The organism is Streptomyces sp. MUM 203J, from assembly GCF_022414595.1.
In the GTDB taxonomy this organism is placed as follows: domain Bacteria; phylum Actinomycetota; class Actinomycetes; order Streptomycetales; family Streptomycetaceae; genus Streptomyces.
Genome location: NZ_JADWYO010000053.1, coordinates 14396 through 31108 on the forward strand (window position 1 = coordinate 14396; position 16713 = coordinate 31108).

At 71.8% G+C, this 16713-nt stretch carries 13 protein-coding genes, 2 pseudogenes and 1 riboswitch; of the genes and pseudogenes, 3 read left to right on the forward strand and 12 right to left on the reverse strand.

The window, feature by feature from the left end:
* Position 1: 1 nt before the first annotated feature.
* From I3F58_RS22650 to I3F58_RS29455, 3 genes and pseudogenes are all read right to left on the reverse strand, one after another.
* Entirely contained in the window at positions 2–1666 is a 1665-nt protein-coding gene (locus I3F58_RS22650; RefSeq protein ID WP_240110501.1) for a hypothetical protein, read from the reverse strand.
* Between the two features lie 142 nt (positions 1667–1808).
* Positions 1809–2277, reverse strand: a pseudogene (locus tag I3F58_RS22655) (thymidine kinase).
* A 419-nt stretch (positions 2278–2696) separates the two neighbouring features.
* Positions 2697–2819 carry a hypothetical protein gene (locus I3F58_RS29455; protein ID WP_275678828.1) on the reverse strand — a complete coding sequence of 41 codons (123 nt, stop codon included), beginning with the start codon at positions 2817–2819 and terminating at the stop codon, positions 2697–2699.
* Positions 2820–2823: 4 nt separating this feature from the next.
* On the opposite strand from I3F58_RS29455, the pseudogene I3F58_RS22665 reads away from it, so the two are divergent.
* A pseudogene (locus I3F58_RS22665) lies at positions 2824–2931 on the forward strand (hypothetical protein); the annotation flags it as partial.
* 748 nt (positions 2932–3679) lie between these two features.
* Positions 3680–4345 (forward strand): transposase, encoded by a 666-nt coding sequence (locus tag I3F58_RS22670; protein WP_240110523.1) that lies wholly within the window; start codon positions 3680–3682, stop codon positions 4343–4345.
* Between the two features lie 23 nt (positions 4346–4368).
* Here the strand turns inward: I3F58_RS22670 and I3F58_RS22675 are convergent, their stop codons facing one another.
* From I3F58_RS22675 to I3F58_RS22695, 5 genes are all read right to left on the reverse strand, one after another.
* Entirely contained in the window at positions 4369–4962 is a 594-nt protein-coding gene (locus I3F58_RS22675; protein ID WP_308355054.1) for a YrhB domain-containing protein, read from the reverse strand.
* A gap of 435 nt (positions 4963–5397) precedes the next feature.
* On the reverse strand, positions 5398–6048 hold the full coding sequence (locus I3F58_RS22680; protein ID WP_240110502.1) for a thymidine kinase: 651 nt from the start codon (positions 6046–6048) through the stop codon (positions 5398–5400).
* Positions 6049–6294: 246 nt separating this feature from the next.
* A complete protein-coding gene (locus I3F58_RS22685; protein ID WP_240110503.1) occupies positions 6295–7500 on the reverse strand; it encodes an alkaline phosphatase family protein in 1206 nt (401 codons plus the stop codon).
* Positions 7500–8084: a DUF5998 family protein gene (locus I3F58_RS22690; RefSeq protein ID WP_240110504.1), complete on the reverse strand. Its 585-nt coding sequence runs from the start codon at positions 8082–8084 to the stop codon at positions 7500–7502. The genes I3F58_RS22685 and I3F58_RS22690 overlap by 1 nt, the downstream gene beginning before the upstream one ends.
* 58 nt (positions 8085–8142) lie before the next feature.
* Entirely contained in the window at positions 8143–11073 is a 2931-nt protein-coding gene (locus I3F58_RS22695; protein ID WP_240110505.1) for a bifunctional GNAT family N-acetyltransferase/acetate--CoA ligase family protein, read from the reverse strand.
* Between the two features lie 169 nt (positions 11074–11242).
* On the opposite strand from I3F58_RS22695, the gene I3F58_RS22700 reads away from it, so the two are divergent.
* Entirely contained in the window at positions 11243–11524 is a 282-nt protein-coding gene (locus I3F58_RS22700) for an HPr family phosphocarrier protein (RefSeq protein WP_240110506.1), read from the forward strand.
* A 136-nt stretch (positions 11525–11660) separates the two neighbouring features.
* Here I3F58_RS22700 and I3F58_RS22705 read toward each other — a convergent pair whose 3' ends face one another.
* The 4 genes from I3F58_RS22705 to I3F58_RS22720 all read right to left on the reverse strand — a co-directional run bounded on the left by I3F58_RS22705 (position 11661) and on the right by I3F58_RS22720 (position 16586).
* Positions 11661–12338: a GntR family transcriptional regulator gene (locus I3F58_RS22705; RefSeq protein WP_240110507.1), complete on the reverse strand. Its 678-nt coding sequence runs from the start codon at positions 12336–12338 to the stop codon at positions 11661–11663.
* Positions 12339–12582: 244 nt separating this feature from the next.
* Complete coding sequence (locus I3F58_RS22710; RefSeq protein WP_240110508.1) at positions 12583–13395, reverse strand: M23 family metallopeptidase; 813 nt, start codon at positions 13393–13395, stop codon at positions 12583–12585.
* 13 nt (positions 13396–13408) lie between these two features.
* A riboswitch (cyclic di-AMP (ydaO/yuaA leader) is annotated at positions 13409–13605 on the reverse strand.
* A gap of 207 nt (positions 13606–13812) precedes the next feature.
* On the reverse strand, positions 13813–15180 hold the full coding sequence (locus I3F58_RS22715; protein WP_240110525.1) for a pitrilysin family protein: 1368 nt from the start codon (positions 15178–15180) through the stop codon (positions 13813–13815).
* Between the two features lie 26 nt (positions 15181–15206).
* A complete protein-coding gene (locus tag I3F58_RS22720; protein ID WP_240110509.1) occupies positions 15207–16586 on the reverse strand; it encodes a pitrilysin family protein in 1380 nt (459 codons plus the stop codon).
* Positions 16587–16713: the final 127 nt, after the last annotated feature.

Below are 16713 nucleotides of genomic sequence, written 5' to 3' on the forward strand. Positions count from 1 at the left end.
GTCAGCCGTCCAGCCAGTCGCCGCCGACCTCGGTCGGCACATGGCCCTGGGTGTTCCACACGAGGTGGGGGTGGGCGCACCCGAACATGTAGGCCAGCAGCGCGGTGTCCTCCTTCCAGGTCGGAGGCCGGTGCAGGACGTGGAACAGGTCGGCGCCGACCGCGCCGGAGTCGACCTGGACGGCCCGCGCGTCCGCCCCCGTCCCGCCCCCGAGAGACGCGGCCAGGGCGGCGAGATAGGTACGTCTCAGGATCTCCCAGGTGCTGTCCACCTCGCCGCGCCATTCACCGTGGAGGGCTTCGAAGGCGGCGAGTTCGGTGTGGAACAGCCGCCACAGCCGTGGGTGTTCGGTCCGGCAGCGGGCCGACAGGGCGGCCGCGCGCGCCCCGAGGCGGGCCACCGTGGGCCGGGGGCCGGTGCGCAGGGTGACGCCGCCGGACAGGAGACCGGCACAGGCGCTGGGCTGGATACCGCACAGCGGGCAGTCCTCGGCCGGGGGCAGGCCGGGGGTGATGCCGTCGAACCAGAGGGCGTGCCGGCCCGTGAGCCCCATCCACACCATGGTCGTCGGCATGAGCCAGGTGTTCCAGATGAGGCCGTGGGCCTCGGGCATGCACCCGTACTTGATCAGGGCGATGGCGCACGCGCCGTACAGGCTCTTCTCGTGGGTGGACAGCGACGAGAGCCAGAAGTTGTCGATCTCCCCGGTGACCGCATCGGCCCGGACGTCGACCATGTCGTTCACGACGCGGCACAGGACCAGTGAGGCGAGGTTCTGCTCCTGCCAGAGTTCGCTGTCGGGCGCGGTGTGCCAGAAGAGCGAGTCCAGCAGCTGGAGCAGGGCGTAGGTGGGCTGGTCGAACGGGGAGTACGGGGGGAGGACGACGGTTCCCGACCGGTGCCGGGCCAGCCAGTGCTCGTCGACGGACCGCTTGTAGGCGGCGTACAGACCGGAGACCAGGGCGCGGGCGCCGTTGACGCTGAAGTCCTCTGCGAGGCCCTCCTTGACGGCCCGTGCGACCTCTTCGACGTCGATGGCGTTCACGGCCCGCTTGTACTCGTGGAAGACCAGGATGTCGTCCTCGTACCGGAACCGGAGGCCGAGGTCCCGGTCCGCGTCGTTCATCTTCCTGGTCCACACCCAGCCGCCGGTCAGGACGCTGTCGAGTTCCCGCCGGTGGGGCCAGGTCTTGACGGTGAGCGGGCGGCCGTCGCTTCTGCGCCAGTCGTAGTCCGCCAGAGTGCGCGGGGGCGGTGCCGGGAGCCGCGAGCAGAGGGTGCAGTCGCACGGGGCGCCTTCCGGGGCGGGTGCGTCGGCCTCCGCGCGTGCGCGCCAGGCTCCCTCCAGCATCGTGCAGGCCAGCCTGCACATCCGGATCTCGGTCGCGACGGCGGGAAACGCCGAACGGACGAGGTCGAGGCACCGGTCCAGCTCGCGCAGGCGGGCCGCGCCGTGCGCGTCCGGTTCCGGGAACTCCTTCGGGACCCGGGTCAGGACCCCGTCCACCGGGAAGGTCTCGGGCTCCACACGGTGCCCGAGGCCGCCGCCCTTTCCCAGCCGGGTGAGTCCCGCGGACTCCCGGTGTCTGTACGGCGGGGCGCAGCGCGTGAGATGCGCCCCGACCGTCTCCATGAGTTCGCCACTGGTGCCGCTGTATCCCGCCATTGAGTCCCCGGCTCTTCAACTCGTCCACCAGCGCCTGCCGTTGGCAGATGCCTCAGGCGCGTGTCCGCCGGGCCGAAGATAACAGCGGCGGGTGTCATGGCAGGAGGAACAGAATCGGCCACCTGAGCCCGCAGGTGAGAAGTCAGGCGGGAGTGACGGGCAGGACGTCCGGCGAGAGGGCACCCGCGCGGGCCGCGGTGCTGGCCGTGCGGCGGCGGTGATGGCGTCGGCACAGCACCTCGTAACCGACCTCCTCAGCCGGGCGGTTGACGTCGCCGACGACGACCTGTTCGCCCTCGACCACCATCTCGCTTCCACCGTGCGGGCGTCGAGGGTGGCACGGGTCCCGCACCAGCGGCGAGCCGGTCGACCTGGTCCGGGGCCAGGAACTGTGCCTCGTCGAGAATCAGACGGTCGCAGCGGCCACCGCGCGAGAGATCGTCGACGACATGGGCGTACAGGTCCATGCCGTCCCCGGCCTCGACGGCGTCGGTCACCAGTCCGAGACGGGAGGACAGCCGCCCCTGGCTTGCCCGGTCGTTACGGCTGAAAATCATTCCCTGGAGGCCTCGCGGGCCTCCTCGAGCACCGGTGGCCGAACTCAAGGACAGTCACGGCGGGCGTCGGACAAGGTGTCGGCCCGGCATGCCCGGCCGGTCCGGCGCCGGCACCCGGTCAGGGGCGTCGGCGGCGGCCGGCTCGCGGACGGGCGGGTACGTCATTCAGTTGAGCATCTCGCTCCCCTGCTCCGGCAGCCGCTTCCGTTCACGTGCTTCGCACAGTGCGGCGGACTCACCCGCCGCCGCTGTGGGCCTGGCGCCCTCCTCGGTATCGGCGCGCAGCCACTTCGAGCCCAGGGCCGATGCTGAAGAGAATCTGAACTGGGCCGTCTCGGTGGACTCTACGATCGTGCGCGCTCACCAGAATGCGGCCGGAGCTCACAAAAAGGGGTTCTGGCTCAGGTTCTGTGACGTGGCCACGCTGAGTGACGGCTGAGCTTCTCCGGGCAGTGCGTGAAGTCGCCCGAAAATCAGCCGTAGCCATGGCAGCTGGGATGAAAGTTCGGGTCCGTGGAAGAGATCGTGACCCGGTTGAAGCAGCTGTTGTTCCCGTCGATCGCGGACATCGCGGTGCTGTCGGTGGACGTGAGCATCGCGATGGTGCGGGTCGACGCGGAATGCACTGCGAACGGTGCCGCTTGCCCGGCGTGCGGGGTCTGGTCGAACCGGGTTCGTGGATCCTACCTGCGGTTTCCCGCTGATGTGCCCAGCGCCGGACGAAGCGTTGTTCTTCAGCTGAGGGTCCGCCGGTTTGCCTGCCGGAACTCGGACTGCACCCGCCGCACCTTCGTCGAGCAGATACCCAGCCTGCCCCGTCGGCACGGCCAGCGGACCGAGCGGCTGTGCGCGACGCTGGCCTCGGTCGGTCTCGCCCTGGCGGGCCGCGCCGACGCCCGCCTGAGCTCCGCGCTCGGGGTATGCGTCAGCCGGAGCACCCTCCTGCGCCTGCTCGATGCCCTTCCCGAGCCGGAAGCGCCCGCCCCGCGTGTGGTCAGCGTTGACGAGTACGCCACCCGCAAGGGCCGCTACTACGGCACCGTTCTCGTCGACGTCGAGACCCGCCGCCCTGTAGACCTGCTGCCCGACCGGGCGGCATCGAGCCTGGCGGCCTGGCTCGCCGATCGGCCCGGCGCCGGGGGTCGTGTGCCGGGACCGGGCGCCATTCTTCGCCGAGGGCGCCACCGCCCGTGCACCGCAGGCCTTCCAGGTCGCGGACCGGTGGCATCTCTGGCGCAACCTCAGCGAGGCCACCGAGCGGAGCGTCGCCGCGCCCCGTCGCTGCCTCCGCGCGCTGGTTTCCACGGTTCCCGCACCCGGTCCCGAACCCGAGGCCGTCCCGGCCGCGGACTCGCCCGGTTCTCCTTGGCCGCGCGGGCACCGATTCGCCGATCGGACCCGGGATCGGCATGCCGCAGTCCACGCACTGCTGACGGCGGGACACAGCCGACGCTTGGTGCAGCGGCAGCTCGGGATGACCTACCGCACCGTCAAGCAACTCGCAGACGCCGCGACGCCGGAGGAGCTGTTCACCGGTCAGTGGCAGAACCGGCCCTCCGTCCTCGACGACTACAAGTCCTATCTGGACGACCGCTGGAGCGAGGGCTGCACCAACGCCTGGAAGCTGCGGGAGGAGATCGTGCCACTCGGCTACAAGGGCAGCTACCAGCACGTTCGCGCCTACTTGCAGGACAAACGCACCTCACCGCGGCCGGTGACCGCCCGGCCGCCCTCGCCCCGAACTGTCGCCGGATGGATCCTCCGCCGTCCGGACACCCTCACCGAACCCGAGCAACTTCAGCTCAAGGCCGTTCGGACGCACTGCTCCGAACTCGACGCTCTCACCAGGCACGTCCGCTCCTTCGCGACCATGCTCACCGAGCGCCAGGGCGAGCGTCTGCCCGCCTGGCTCGACGCCGTCCGGCAGAACGACCTGCCCAGCCTCCACGCCCTCGCCGCCGGCATCGACCGCGACCGCGACGCCGTCATCGCCGACTTGACCCTGCCTTGGAGTTCGGGCGCTGTCGAAGGCCATGTCAACCGAATCAAAATGCTCAAGCGCCAGATGTACGGCCGCGCTGGCTTCTCACTGCTGCGCAAGCGAGTTCTCCTCGGTTCGTGAGGACAGCTGCTGCTTTCAGCACCTCAACCATTCGCGGCTCTGCGAATGGTGACCGCGGACAAGAACGGGTCGGTAGGCGGCACCAGCTCCCTGGAGGAGACGTCCACAAGGTGCGCCGGAGCATCGCCATGTTGCAAGGCGGCCACGTACTCGATGATCTGAGCGTGGGAGAGCGCTGGCACTCTTTGACGCAGGGCATGCATGGCATGAACCCTCCCGCGAGCGCCTGCCACCGCCCGGACCTCATCGTGCAGATCGTCCACTGCGGTCCGCGTGACCTGCTTTCGAATGCGGACTCGGTAGTCCGCTTCCCACGCGTCCGTCACTGCGGAGACGACACCGATCTGATGCAGACTTCCGTCGACGCGGTCAACAAGGTACGGCCCATTTCCGGCCAGTGCGAAGTCTGGGTTTCGGGTGCGCAGGTACTCCTCAGATGCCCAGGAAATGATCCACACCAGCTCATGCTGCTCTACCTGCGACACAGCCATGCGGATCGGGACAAGCCCAAGCGACTGCTCCCGCTGGTAGTCGCGTTCCAGCTCTTCCTCAACGATCTGAACCGCGGCATCTCGTTCAATCACTTTGGCAGCATCTCGTACGGCCCAGATGGCCACCACCAAGTTTCCTGCTCGCTTCACGTCTTGGCAGACCGAAGGGGACGTAGGTGAACGGCACCAACGAACGCTGTTGATTCTCCGAGCGATGAGGTACCCGACTATCACTCACGGTGACCCTGTCACAGAACCTGGGCCAGACCCCTTCATCGCGGCGCGATACCTACCACGCTCGCGGATGGCGCAGGCGCCAAGTCCGTCCGCCACCGGATCGGCACTGGCCGGGACCACCTGCCCAGCTCCACCGTGGCAGAAATGTTCAGGTCAGCACCGTGGGGGCGACGAGCCATGCCTTGCGGCTCCTGCCCAGGGCTCGAACCTGCGGCCGGCTCGTCCGCCCCTCCCCGGGGCTGCCAGTCACGCGATTGGCGCGGCAAGGACTCGCAATGCCGGGTGTCCCTGCCCCCGAGGCCTTCGGTGCCGCGACTACGCAGGTCAGCCCGGCGTGACCGGCAGTACGTCGGGGGACAGTGCCGCTGCTCGCGCCGTCGCGCTCGTCATCCGCCTGCGATGGTGCCGACGGCACAGCACCTCGTACCCGACGACCTCCGCGGCCACTCCCACATCCCCCACCACGACCTGCTCGCCCTCGACGACCATCTCGCCGCCCACAGTGCGAGCGTTGTGGGTGGCCCGCGCCCCGCACCAGCACATCGCCTCGACTTGCAGCGCCTCGACCCGGTCCGCCAACTCGATCAGCCGCTGCGAACCGGGGAACAGCCTGGTCCGGAAGTCCGTGGTGATGCCGAACGCGAACACGTCGAGATCCAGATCGTCCACGATCCGGGCCAGCTGGTCGATCTGCTCCGTCAGCAGAAACTGGGCCTCGTCCACGATGACGTAGTCGACCTTGCCGCCCTTCGTCACCAGCTCCACCACGAACGAGTAGAGATCCAGCTCCGGCGTGGCCTCCACCGCCTCGGTCACCAGCCCCAGACGCGACGACAGCTTGCCCTTCCCCGCGCGGTCGTCCCGCGTGAAGATCACGCTCTGCAGACCGCGAGCCGACCGGTTGTGCGCGATCTGGAGCGCCAGAGTCGACTTCCCGCAGTCCATCGTCCCGGAGAAAAAAGCCAGCTCAGACATGGAGAAGACAGGACCTTTCACACCGAACAACGATGGAATCATGCAACACGGACAAGTACGGAGTCACTTCACACGGCTCCCACGGCCACGGCGCGACCCGTACACGGTGGACACCCAAGAGAACCGGCGCCCTTTGCGCAGTCCCTCGTTCCGGAGAAGAACACCGGCTCGGGCATGGCTGAGTGACGGCCTTTCGGGTCAGGGGTTTCGTACAGGGGGAAGGGCTCGGATGACCCGGTTCGCGGCCTACGAGCGTACTTCGAGGAGCGGAACAAGCTGCTCCGCCGCCGTCATGGAGCCGTGCATGCCGGCCATCGCGGACTCGTGGGGCTCGTTGACGGACGCGGTGATCGCCACGTCGTCGTGGGCGGCGGCGATGACGTCACCGATCCTGCCGTGCACCCGCTCGTCCACCTCCGGGCCGAACCAGCCCGCGGCGAGGGCCTCCTCCCGGCTCGCCACCCAGAACCGGTCCCCCAGCACCTCACGCCAGCAGGCCAGCACGTCCGACCGGGCGCCCGGTACCGCGTACACATGGCGGGCGCGGCCCTCGCCGCCCAGCAACGCGACTCCGGCGCGCAGCTCCCAGTCCTCGTCGAAGTCGATCCGGGCGTCCTCGTCGAACGGGATGTCCACCATGCCGTGGTCCGCCGTGACGTACAGGGCCGAGCGGGGCGGCAGCTGTTCGGCCAGGCGCTGCACGAGCTGGTCGGCGTGCATGAGCTGGCCGCGCCAGGCGTCGGAGTCGACGCCGAAGCGGTGACCCGCGCCGTCGACCTCGCTGTAGTACGTGTAGACCAGCGCCCGGTCGGCGGCGGCGAGCCGCTGGGCGGCGAGGTCCATGCGGTCCTCGCCGGAGAGGCGGCCGTGGAACGTTCCGCCACTGAGGGCGATCTTGGTGAGCGGGGTGTCCTGGAAGGCGGGCGAGGAGACCTGCGCGGTGTGCACGCCGGCGGCGTCGGCCAGCTGGAAGACAGTGGGGTACGGCTGCCAGACCTGCGGCGGAGTCCAGGGGCGCCAGCGGAGCTGGTTCATCAGCTCGCCCGTGTCCGGGTCGCGGACCGTGTATCCGGCCAGGCCGTGGGCGCCCGGGTGCAGTCCGGTGCCGACCGAGGCCAGGGAGGTGGCGGTGGTGGCGGGGAAGCCGGAGGTGAGGGGGCGGCCGGTGCCCCCGCGCGAGGAGCCGAGCAGCGCGTGGAGGAACGGCGCCTCGGCGGGGTGGCTGCGGATCTGCTCCCAGCCGAGACCGTCGATGAGGAAGACGCACACCCGGTCGGCGGGCGTCAGCTCGGCGATCCGGTGTTCCAGGCCCGGCACGCCGAGCCCGGCGGCCAGCGTCGGCAGCAGGTCGGCCAGGGAGCCGGAGCCGTACGCCGGGACGGGCGCGGTATCGAGGGCGAGCGGGACCGGGTCGTCGGGCCAGGCGGCGGCCGTGGCGGCGGGCTGGGCCATCAGCGGACGGCCGCGGTGGCTTCGGACAGTGCCTGCGCGAAGAGCAGCGCCTGGCGCACGGTCTCCGGGCCGTCGCCGGCCTCGCTGACACGGAGGCTCAGGTCGTCGGCGGTGGAGTTGCCGGTGTAGCCGTGGTCGGCCTCACAGTTGGGGTCGCCGCAGGCGGCGGGCTCCAGGTCGATGCGGGAGACGGCGCCCCAGCCGATGGTGAGGACGGCCTCGCGGGGCAGGGTTCCCGGGGAGTAGGACTCCGGGTTGGCGACGACCCTGCTGAGCACGACGGAGGAGATCCGGCCCAGCTTGACGGACTCGGTGGAGGTCGTGGCGTACGGGGTCGGGGAGGTGGTGTCGGCGTTCTGCTCGTCGGTGTGGCTGACGATGAAGCGGGTGGAGGTGAGGACGAGGACGGTGACGTGGCGGCGTACCTCGTTGGCGTCGAACGTCGTCTCCTGGTGGACCAGGTACGAAGCGATCGGCTCGCCGCCGACGGCGGCCTCCACCGCCTCGGCCACGAGAGCCGGGTAGTAGCCGCTGCGCTCGATCGCCGAGCGCAGCCCCTGGGTCGTCGTACCGGTCTTCGCCATGGGCTCCATCCTAATCCCCGGGTGGAGCCGCTCCGGCCGTCCGTGAGCGGGGCCCCGGTCAGTAGGCCGGGAGCCGTCTGGGTCCGAGGTCCGAACGGGCGGGCGGCGGCGCGAGCCGTACCGCCGCGCCGAGGACGGCGACGCCGTGCGGCGCGACGACGACCGGTTCGAGCGAGACGGCGACGATCTCCGGATGGTCGTCGACCAGCCGAGACACTCTGAGCAGCAGCTCTTCCAGGGCGGGGGTGTCGACCGGGGTGGAGCCGCGCCAGCCGAAGAGGAGCGGCGCCGTCCGGATGGACCGGATCTGCTCGGCCACATCGCGCTCGGTGGCCGGAACGAGGCGGTGCGCGGTGTCCCCGAGCAGTTCGGACGGGGCACCGGCGAGACCGAACGACAGGACCGCGCCTACGGCGGGGTCGATGGCGGCCCGTACGACGGTGTCGACGCCTCGCGGGACCATGGCCTGCACGACGGGCCGGGTCTCCGCGGGGCTGCCGAGCGTCTCGGTCAGCTCGGCGTACGCGGTGCGCAGCTGCTGCTCGGCGGCCAGATCGAGCCGCACGCCTCCGAGGTCGGGCCGGTGCCGCAGATGCGGGGCCGTGGCCTTGAGCGCGACCGGGTAGCCCAGGTGCGCGGCGGCGCGGACGGCCGCATCGGGGTCGGGTGCGGCGAAGGCCGCCCGCACCGGGACGCCGTACCGGCCGAGCAGTTCGTGGACCTCGACGGGCGCCAGGACGACCCCGTGCTCGCCCACCTCCTGGGCGGTGAGCAGCCGCTCGATCTGTGCGGCGGCCCCCGCCTCGTCGATCCCCTCGTACTCGGGCACCCGCCCGGGTGCTGCGGCCTTGCGCCGCCACTCCGCGTACCGCACGGCCTCCGACAGGGCCCGTACGGCCCGCTCGGCCGCGGGGTAGGCGGGGATACGCCCGCCGGTGGCGGGCCCGCCCGTGCCGGGGGCGGGCCCCTCCGGGACGGGCGCGGGCGCCTCGCGCCCCGCTCTCGCCCCGGGGGCGGAACCGGCGGGTGCGGGCTCCGGGACGGAACCGGGCGTAGGCGCCGGAGGCGCAGGTTCCGCTGCCGGGGCCGTGGCGGACGCGGCCGACAGGGCATCGGCCAGGGCGCCGAGTTCCACGTGGACCACGAGCACCGGTTTCCGCGCCGTCGATTCCGCGCAGGCCTGGCGCAGGGCCGCGGCCAGTGCCTCGCCCTCGGTCTCGGTGGCCGTCGCCTCCTGCTCGCCCACCCACGGGATCGCCGTGACGACCACCGCGTCACAGTCCTCGTCGGCCAGCGCCGTCGTGAGCGCCGCGCGGAAGTCGTCGGACGTGGCGGCGGTGGTCAGGTCGCGCGGAGGCAGCGGGTGCAGCCCCTCGGCCAGACACGCGTCGTACGTGAGGAGGCCCAGCGACTCGGAGTTGCCGAGGATCGCCACGCGCGGCCCGCTCGGCAGCGGCTGCCCCGCAAGCAGCAGGCCGACGTCCACCAGCTCGGTGACCGTGTCCACGCGGATGACGCCCGCCTGGCGCAGCAGCTCGGAGACCGTGCCGTAGGGCATGCGGGTGGCCGGCACGGCGTGCCCGGGCGGCGCGCTGCCGCTGTGCCGGCCGCCCCGCACGGCGACCACGGGCTTCGCGGCGGCGGTCCGGCGGGCCAGCCGGGCGAACTTGCGGGGGTTGCCGATCGACTCCAGGTACAGCAGCACGACGTCGGTGCCGGGGTCCTCGTACCAGTACTGGAGTATGTCGTTGCCGGACACGTCCGCGCGGTTGCCCGCCGAGACGAACGACGACACGCCCGCGCCGCGCCGGTGCAGCCCCGCCAGCAGCGCGATGCCGATCGCGCCCGACTGGGTGAACAGCCCGATCCGCCCGGTGGCCGGCAGCCGGGGCGCGAGCGAGGCATTGAGGCGGACGTCCTGCGCCGTGTTGAGGACGCCGAAGGCGTTCGGCCCGATGACCCGCATCCCGTACGAGCGGGCCTGCCGCACCAGTTCCCGCTGCCGCTCCCGCCCCTCGGGCCCGCTCTCGGCGTACCCGGCGGAGAGCACGACCAGCCCGCGCACCCCGTGCTCACCGCACTCGGCCACGACGGAGGGCACCCGCTCGGCGGGCACCGCGACGACGGCCAGGTCGACCGGCTCCCCGATCACGGCGACCGAGCGGTGCGCGGGGACGCCGTCCATGACCGCGCCCGCGGGGCCGTCGGGGAGGGCGCGGTTCACCGCGTGCACCCGCCCGGTGTAGCCGGAGTCCAGCAGGTTGCGCAGGACCGTCCGGCCGACGCCTCCGGGGGTGCGGCCCGCGCCGATGACGGCGATCGAGCCGGGTGCGAGGAGCCGCTGCACGGACCGGGCCTCCGCGCGCTGCTCGCGGGCGCGCTGCACGGCCAGGGACTGGTCGGTGGGCTCCAGATCCAGGTGGAGGCGGACCGCACCGTCCTCGAAGCTGCGCTTCTGGGTGTAGCCCGCGTCGGTGAACACCTTGATCATCTTGGTGTTGGCGGGCAGCACCTCCGCCGCGAACCGCCGGATGCCGCGCTCACGGGCGCACGCTGCGATGTGCTCCAGCAGCGCGGAGGCGACCCCGCGCCCCTGGTGGGCGTCCTGGACGAGGAAGGCGACCTCGGCCTCGTCGGCCGGGGAGGGGGCCGGGTGGCCGTGCCGGTCGATGCGGTCGTAGCGGACGGTCCCGATGAAGTCGCCGCCGATGGTGGCGGCCAGCCCGACCCGGTCGACGTAGTCGTGGTGGGTGAAGTGATGGACGTCCCTGGCGGAGAGCCGCGGGTAGGGGGCGAAGAAGCGGTAGTACTTCGACTCGTCGGAGACCTGCTCGTAGAAGCTGACGAGTCGCCCGGCGTCGTCCGCGGTGATCGGCCGGATCCGCGCGGTTCCCCCGTCGCGGAGCACGACGTCGGCTTCCCAGTGGTCGGGGTAGGCGTGGGCCGGCCGCGGGGCCGACGGGACCGACTGATCGGACGCGTTCCGCATGGGCCAAGCGTACGGCGCTCGTCCGGGCGGCACAGGCGGGCTGACACCATGGGCCGCAAGGAAGGCCGGTCGCCGGGCGGGGGCGGGCCGAAGGTCCCCCGGCCGGGGGACCTCGCCGCATGTGTGACACTGGTCTAGACAACCCCCGAGCACCTGAAGGGCAGACACCATGGCTGAGCGCCGCGTCAACGTCGGTTGGGCCGAGGGCCTGCACGCCCGCCCCGCCTCCATCTTCGTCCGGGCCGCCACGGCGTCCGGCGTCCCGGTGACGATCGCCAAGGCCGGCGGCGCCCCGGTGAACGCCGCGTCGATGCTCGCGGTACTGGGGCTGGGCGCGCAGGGTGGCGAGGAGATCGTGCTCGCCGCCGACGCGGAGGGTGCGGAGGCCGCCCTGGACCGCCTGGCGAAGCTGGTGGCGGAGGGCCTGGAGGAACTTCCCGAGACCGTCTGACGTCTCACATTCCTCAAACGCCGGAGGGATTCCGAGTCCGTCCGGCGTTTGAGGACGAGCGGCGGAGCCGCTGTGCGCGGAAAGGGCAGCAGAAATAGGCGGTCCCTATTCCCTCCCCCTGTATACGGCCCGCTCGTTAATTCCGCGCTCCCACCGTGTTTACGGAATGTTGCGCGGCCCTCACACGCTCCGCCCGCCGCAAGCGGTGCACCCCGCGCCACCGCTCCGCGTGCCGCTCCGTCAGCGCACGCGCCCGCTCCGCGTCACCGCGCGCCACCGCGTCGGCGATGGCGCCGTGCTCCGCCCAGACCTCGGCGGGCCGCTCGGGCTGCTCCACCGCGTACATCCACGCGATCTTGTGGCGAAGCTGCGTGAGCAGTGCGGTCAGCCCGGGGCTGGCGCAGGCCTGGGCGAGCGTCTCGTGGAACCAGCCGTCCAGCGACACCAGGTCCTCCCCCTGGCCGCGGCGGGCCCGCTCCTGGCCCAGCCGGACCAGGCCCCGCAGGACCTTGAGGTGGGCGTCGGTGCGCCGCTGCGCGGCCCGCGCGGCGCCCAGCGGCTCCAGCAGCGCGCGCATATCCAGCAGGTCCGCCGCCTCCTGTTCGGTCGGCTCCGCGACGAACGCGCCGACGTGCCGGCGGGAGGTGACGAAGCCCTCGGACTCCAGGGTGCGCAGCGCCTCGCGCACGGGGACACGGGAGACCCCGTAGCGGCGGGCCAGCTGCTCCTCCGCGAGCCGGCCGCCCCGGGGCAGCGCTCCGGAGACGATGTCCGCGCGGATCGCCGTGCATACCGAGTGCGCGGGAATGCGCATACCGTGCCTCCGAATCGCTCCGCCCACCGCTTGCCCACCGCTTTAATGCGTGCGAAACACACACGCCCGACGCCGTTGGCGTGACTCTAAGGCAAACTGACGTCTTTTCCGATGCCCGGCCGTAATTCATGGGTATTTTTTGGCCGGAAGCCGGGCTCCCGGGTGCGGCGGGACCGCGGTCACGCGGAAGGCCCCGGCTCGCGAGGCGAGGGGCCGGGGCCTTCCAGGCGGAGCCGACAGGCCGTCAGACACGCACCCCGCGCGCCCGCAGGTACGAGACGGGGTCGACGTCGGAGCCGTAGTCCGCCCCCGTCCGGGCCTCGAAGTGCAGGTGCGGGCCTGTCGAGTTGCCGGTCGACCCGGACACGCCGATCTGCTGGCCGGGGGCGACGTTCTGGCCGACGGCCACGGTGACGGAGGCCAGGTGACCGTACTGGGTGTAGCTGCCGTCGTGCATGCGGATCACGACGTTGTTGCCGTAGGCGCCGCCCCAGCCCGCCTCGACGACGGTGCCCATGCCCACGGAGACGACCGCGGAGCCGTACGGGGCATGGAAGTCGACGCCGGAGTGGCTGCCGGAGGACCAGAGGGCGCCGCCCGCCTTGTAGGCGGTGGAGACGTGCGAACCGGCGATCGGCAGCTGGAAGGACTGGAGGCGCTTGCGCTCGGCCTCACGGTCGGCGCGCTCCTTGGCCACGCGGGCCTCCTGGAACCGGACCTCGGCCTGGCGCTTCGCCTCCCGCTCGGCCTGGTCCTGCCGCTCGGCCGCGGCGGCGACCTGCTCCTGGACGACGGCCTGCTCCTGGACCTCCTCCGCGAGGTCGTGCCCGGCGACCGCGGCGGTGAGGGCGGCGCCTTCGGGGACCTCTGCGGCCCCGGCGGTGTCCACGGCCTCCAGGGACCCGGTGGGGGTCTCCTTGTCGGCGGCGACGGCCGGGGAGGTCAGGGTTCCGATCACGCCGGTGGTGGCGAGCGCGGCGACGCCCGCGGCGTGCGCACTCCTGCGGCTCAGGCGGCTGGGGGCACGGTGCTTCCCGGTGGCACGGGTGAACGCCATGAAGTGGGGTGGTCCTTTCCTTCCCTCTCGCCTACCGGGTTAGCTGACGGGTTCGGAGCAGGAAGGTCTCCTACGGGCCCCTCCGCCGGCGGCGAAGGCGTCCGATTCACCCCACGGGACTTGGGTTCTCCAGCCGCGAAGGCAGCGACGGGAGGGTGGGTCCCCGGCTCCCCAGGCTCGCGCCCGACGGGGATTCGGCGATCGCTGCCCGGTGCCGCGGATGCGGCGGTTGCAACGGCCGGACAGCGACGAAGACGCTATGCGGCCGATCTTTCAATCACCAAACGGACACGGATTTTTGTAGCGCACGCCACAGGGCAGACAGGTAACGAACCCATTAAAACGGTCATATGGCAGAAGGTGAGCGGAACCCCGGCGTCCGCTCAGGAGCGCCGGGGTACCCGGATGGAGCGTCAATCAGCCCGTGACAACTGTCACTTCACCGATACCGAGGGCCTCGACCGGCTCCTTGATCTCGGCGGCGTCACCGACGAGGACGGTGACGAGCCGGTCCGGCGGGAAGGCGCTGACGACCGCCGCCGTGGCCTCGACAGTCCCCGTCTCGGCCAGCCTCCGGTACAGCTCGGCCTGGTAGTCGTCCGGCAGGTGCTGCTCGACCTGGTCCGCGAGCGTGCCCGCGACGGACAGCGCCGTCTCGTACTTGAGCGGGGCGACGCCCACCAGGTTGTGCACCGCCGCGTCCCGCTCCGCGTCCGTCAGGCCCCCGGCGGCGAGGGTGCGCAGCACCTTCCAGAGGTCGTCCAGCGCGGGGCCGGTGTTGGGCGTGTCGACGGACCCGCTGATCGCCAGGATCGCCGCGCCCGTGCCGTCCGGCGTGGAGCGCAGTACCTGCCCGAAGGACCGCACACCGTAGGTGTAGCCCTTCTCCTCACGCAGGACCTTGTCGAGCCGGGAGGTGAGCGTGCCGCCCAGGCAGTACGTCCCGACGACCTGCGCCGGCCAGACCCGGTCGTGCCGGTCGGGGCCGATCCGGCCGATCAGCAGCTGGGTCTGCACCGCGCCCGGCCGGTCGACGATGAAGACGCGGCCGGTGTCGTCGGCGGTGACGGGCGGCGCCTTACGGGGCCGGGCGGCGTCCCCGGTCCAGGTGCCGAGGGTGTCCGCGAGCAGTAGGTCAAGGTCGATACCGGTCAGATCGCCCACGACGACCGCGGTGGCCGACGCGGGGCGGACATGGGCCTCGTAGAAGGCACGGACGGCCGGCGAGTCGATGCGGGCGACGGTCTCCTCGGTGCCCTGGCGGGGCCGGGACATCCGGGTCTCGGACGGGAACAGCTCCGCGTAGAGCTGCTTGGCGGCGCGGCGGGCCGGGTTGGCCGTCTCGTGCGGGATCTCGTCCAGGCGGTTGCGGACCAGGCGGTCGACCTCGCTGTCCACGAAGGCCGGGGCCCGCAGCGCCTCCGCCAGCAGGCCGAGGGCCTTGGGCAGCCGGGACGCCGGGACCTCCAGGGAGACCCGTACGGCCGGGTGGTCGGCGTGCGCGTCCAGGGTCGCACCGCAGCGCTCCAGCTCCGCGGCGAACTCCTCCGCCGTGTGCTTGTCGGTGCCCTCGGACAGGGCGCGGGCCATGATCGTGGCCACCCCGTCGAGCCCCTCGGGCTCCGCGTCTAGCGGGGCGTCCAGGACGATCTCGACGGCGATCACCTGCTGGCCCGGGCGGTGGCAGCGCAGCACGGTCAGGCCGTTGCCGAGCGTGCCGCGCTCCGGGGCGGGGAACGCCCAGGGGCGGGGTGTGCCGCCCTGCGGCTGCGGGTGGAAGTCCATGCTGGTCAGAGACACGGCAGCGTCGCTCACTTGTCCTTGCCCTCTTCCTCGTCGTCGCTGTCGGTCTGCGCGGCGGCAGGTTCCGCGGTGTCCGCGTCCTCGGCCTTCGTGGGTTCGTACACGAGGACCGCCCGGTTGTCCGGGCGCAGCCGCTCGGCGGCGACGGCCTGCACCTCCTCGGCCGTCACCTCCAGAACCCGCTGCACGGCGGTCAGCGCGAGCTGGGGGTCACCGAACAGCACGGCGTAGCGGCACAGTTCGTCGGCGCGGCCGGCGACGGTGCCGAGCCGGTCCAGCCACTCGCGCTCCAGCTGGGCCTGGGCGCGCTCCATCTCCTGGTCCGTGGGGCCCTGGGCGGCGAACCGCGCCAGCTCCTCGTCGACGGCCGCCTCGATGTCCGGCACCTCGACGCCATGGGACGTCTTGACGTCCAGCCAGCCGAGCGAGGGCGCCCCGGCGAGCCGCAGGACGCCGAACCCGGCGGAGACGGCGGTGCGGTCGTGGCGGACGAGCCGGTTGTGCAGCCGGGAGGACTCACCGCCGCCGAGGACGGTCAGCGCCAGGTCCGCGGCGTCGCACGCGCGCGTGCCGTCCTGAGGGAGCCGGTACGCGGCCATCAGAGCGCGGGCCGGGACGTCTTCCTCCACGACGTGGCGGAGCTGCTCCCCGATGGTGTCGGGCAGCTCGCCGTCGCGCGGGGCGGGCTTGCCGTCGTGCTGGGGGATGGAGCCGAAGTACTTCTCGATCCACTGGAGCGTCTGCTCCGGGTCGATGTCCCCGACGACGGACAGGACCGCGTTGTTGGGCGCGTAGTACGTACGGAAGAAGTTCCGGGCGTCCTCGAGGGTGGCGGCGTCCAGGTCGGCCATGGAGCCGATGGGCGTGTGGTGGTACGGGTGCCCCTCCGGGTAGGCGAGGGCCGTGAGCCGCTCGAAGGCGGTGCCGTACGGCACGTTGTCGTACCGCTGGCGGCGCTCGTTCTTGACGACGTCCCGCTGGTTCTCCATGGACTCGTCGTCGAGGGCGGCGAGGAGGGAGCCCATCCGGTCGGCCTCCAGCCAGAGGGCGAGCTCCAGCTGGTGGGCGGGCATGGTCTCGAAGTAGTTGGTGCGCTCGAAGCTGGTGGTGCCGTTGAGGGAGCCGCCGGCGCCCTGCACCAGTTCGAAGTGGCCGTTGCCCTTGACCTGCCCGGAGCCCTGGAACATCAGGTGCTCGAAGAGGTGCGCGAGGCCGGTGCGGCCCTTGACCTCGTGACGGGAGCCGACGTCGTACCAGAGGCAGACCGCCGCGACCGGGGTCAGGTGGTCCTCGGAGAGCACCACGCGCAGGCCGTTGGCCAGCCGGTGCTCGGTCGCTGTGAGGCCGCCGGCGCCGGCCGGGGCTGTGGCCGTGTGACCCATGGGCATGTAGGTCCCTTCGATCGCGTCATGAGAAAGTCCTGCCACTGTATGCAAGCGCACAGGTGGCGCGGGAAGTTCCCGGCGAACCGCACCTTCCCCCTTCCGGGTAGCGTCCCTCTCCCGGGTCGCGGTG

Coding starts and splice junctions, on each gene's coding strand:
- I3F58_RS22705 (WP_240110507.1), bottom strand. CDS start 12,338: ATGCGCATTCCCGCGCACTCGGTATGCACGGCGATCCGCGCGGACATC.
- I3F58_RS22710 (WP_240110508.1), bottom strand. CDS start 13,395: ATGGCGTTCACCCGTGCCACCGGGAAGCACCGTGCCCCCAGCCGCCTG.
- I3F58_RS22715 (WP_240110525.1), bottom strand. CDS start 15,180: ATGGACTTCCACCCGCAGCCGCAGGGCGGCACACCCCGCCCCTGGGCG.
- I3F58_RS22700 (WP_240110506.1), top strand. CDS start 11,243: ATGGCTGAGCGCCGCGTCAACGTCGGTTGGGCCGAGGGCCTGCACGCC.
- I3F58_RS22695 (WP_240110505.1), bottom strand. CDS start 11,073: ATGCGGAACGCGTCCGATCAGTCGGTCCCGTCGGCCCCGCGGCCGGCC.
- I3F58_RS22690 (WP_240110504.1), bottom strand. CDS start 8,084: ATGGCGAAGACCGGTACGACGACCCAGGGGCTGCGCTCGGCGATCGAG.
- I3F58_RS22685 (WP_240110503.1), bottom strand. CDS start 7,500: ATGGCCCAGCCCGCCGCCACGGCCGCCGCCTGGCCCGACGACCCGGTC.
- I3F58_RS22650 (WP_240110501.1), bottom strand. CDS start 1,666: ATGGCGGGATACAGCGGCACCAGTGGCGAACTCATGGAGACGGTCGGG.
- I3F58_RS22680 (WP_240110502.1), bottom strand. CDS start 6,048: ATGTCTGAGCTGGCTTTTTTCTCCGGGACGATGGACTGCGGGAAGTCG.
- I3F58_RS29455 (WP_275678828.1), bottom strand. CDS start 2,819: ATGCTCACGTCCACCGACAGCACCGCGATGTCCGCGATCGACGGGAAC.
- I3F58_RS22720 (WP_240110509.1), bottom strand. CDS start 16,586: ATGCCCATGGGTCACACGGCCACAGCCCCGGCCGGCGCCGGCGGCCTC.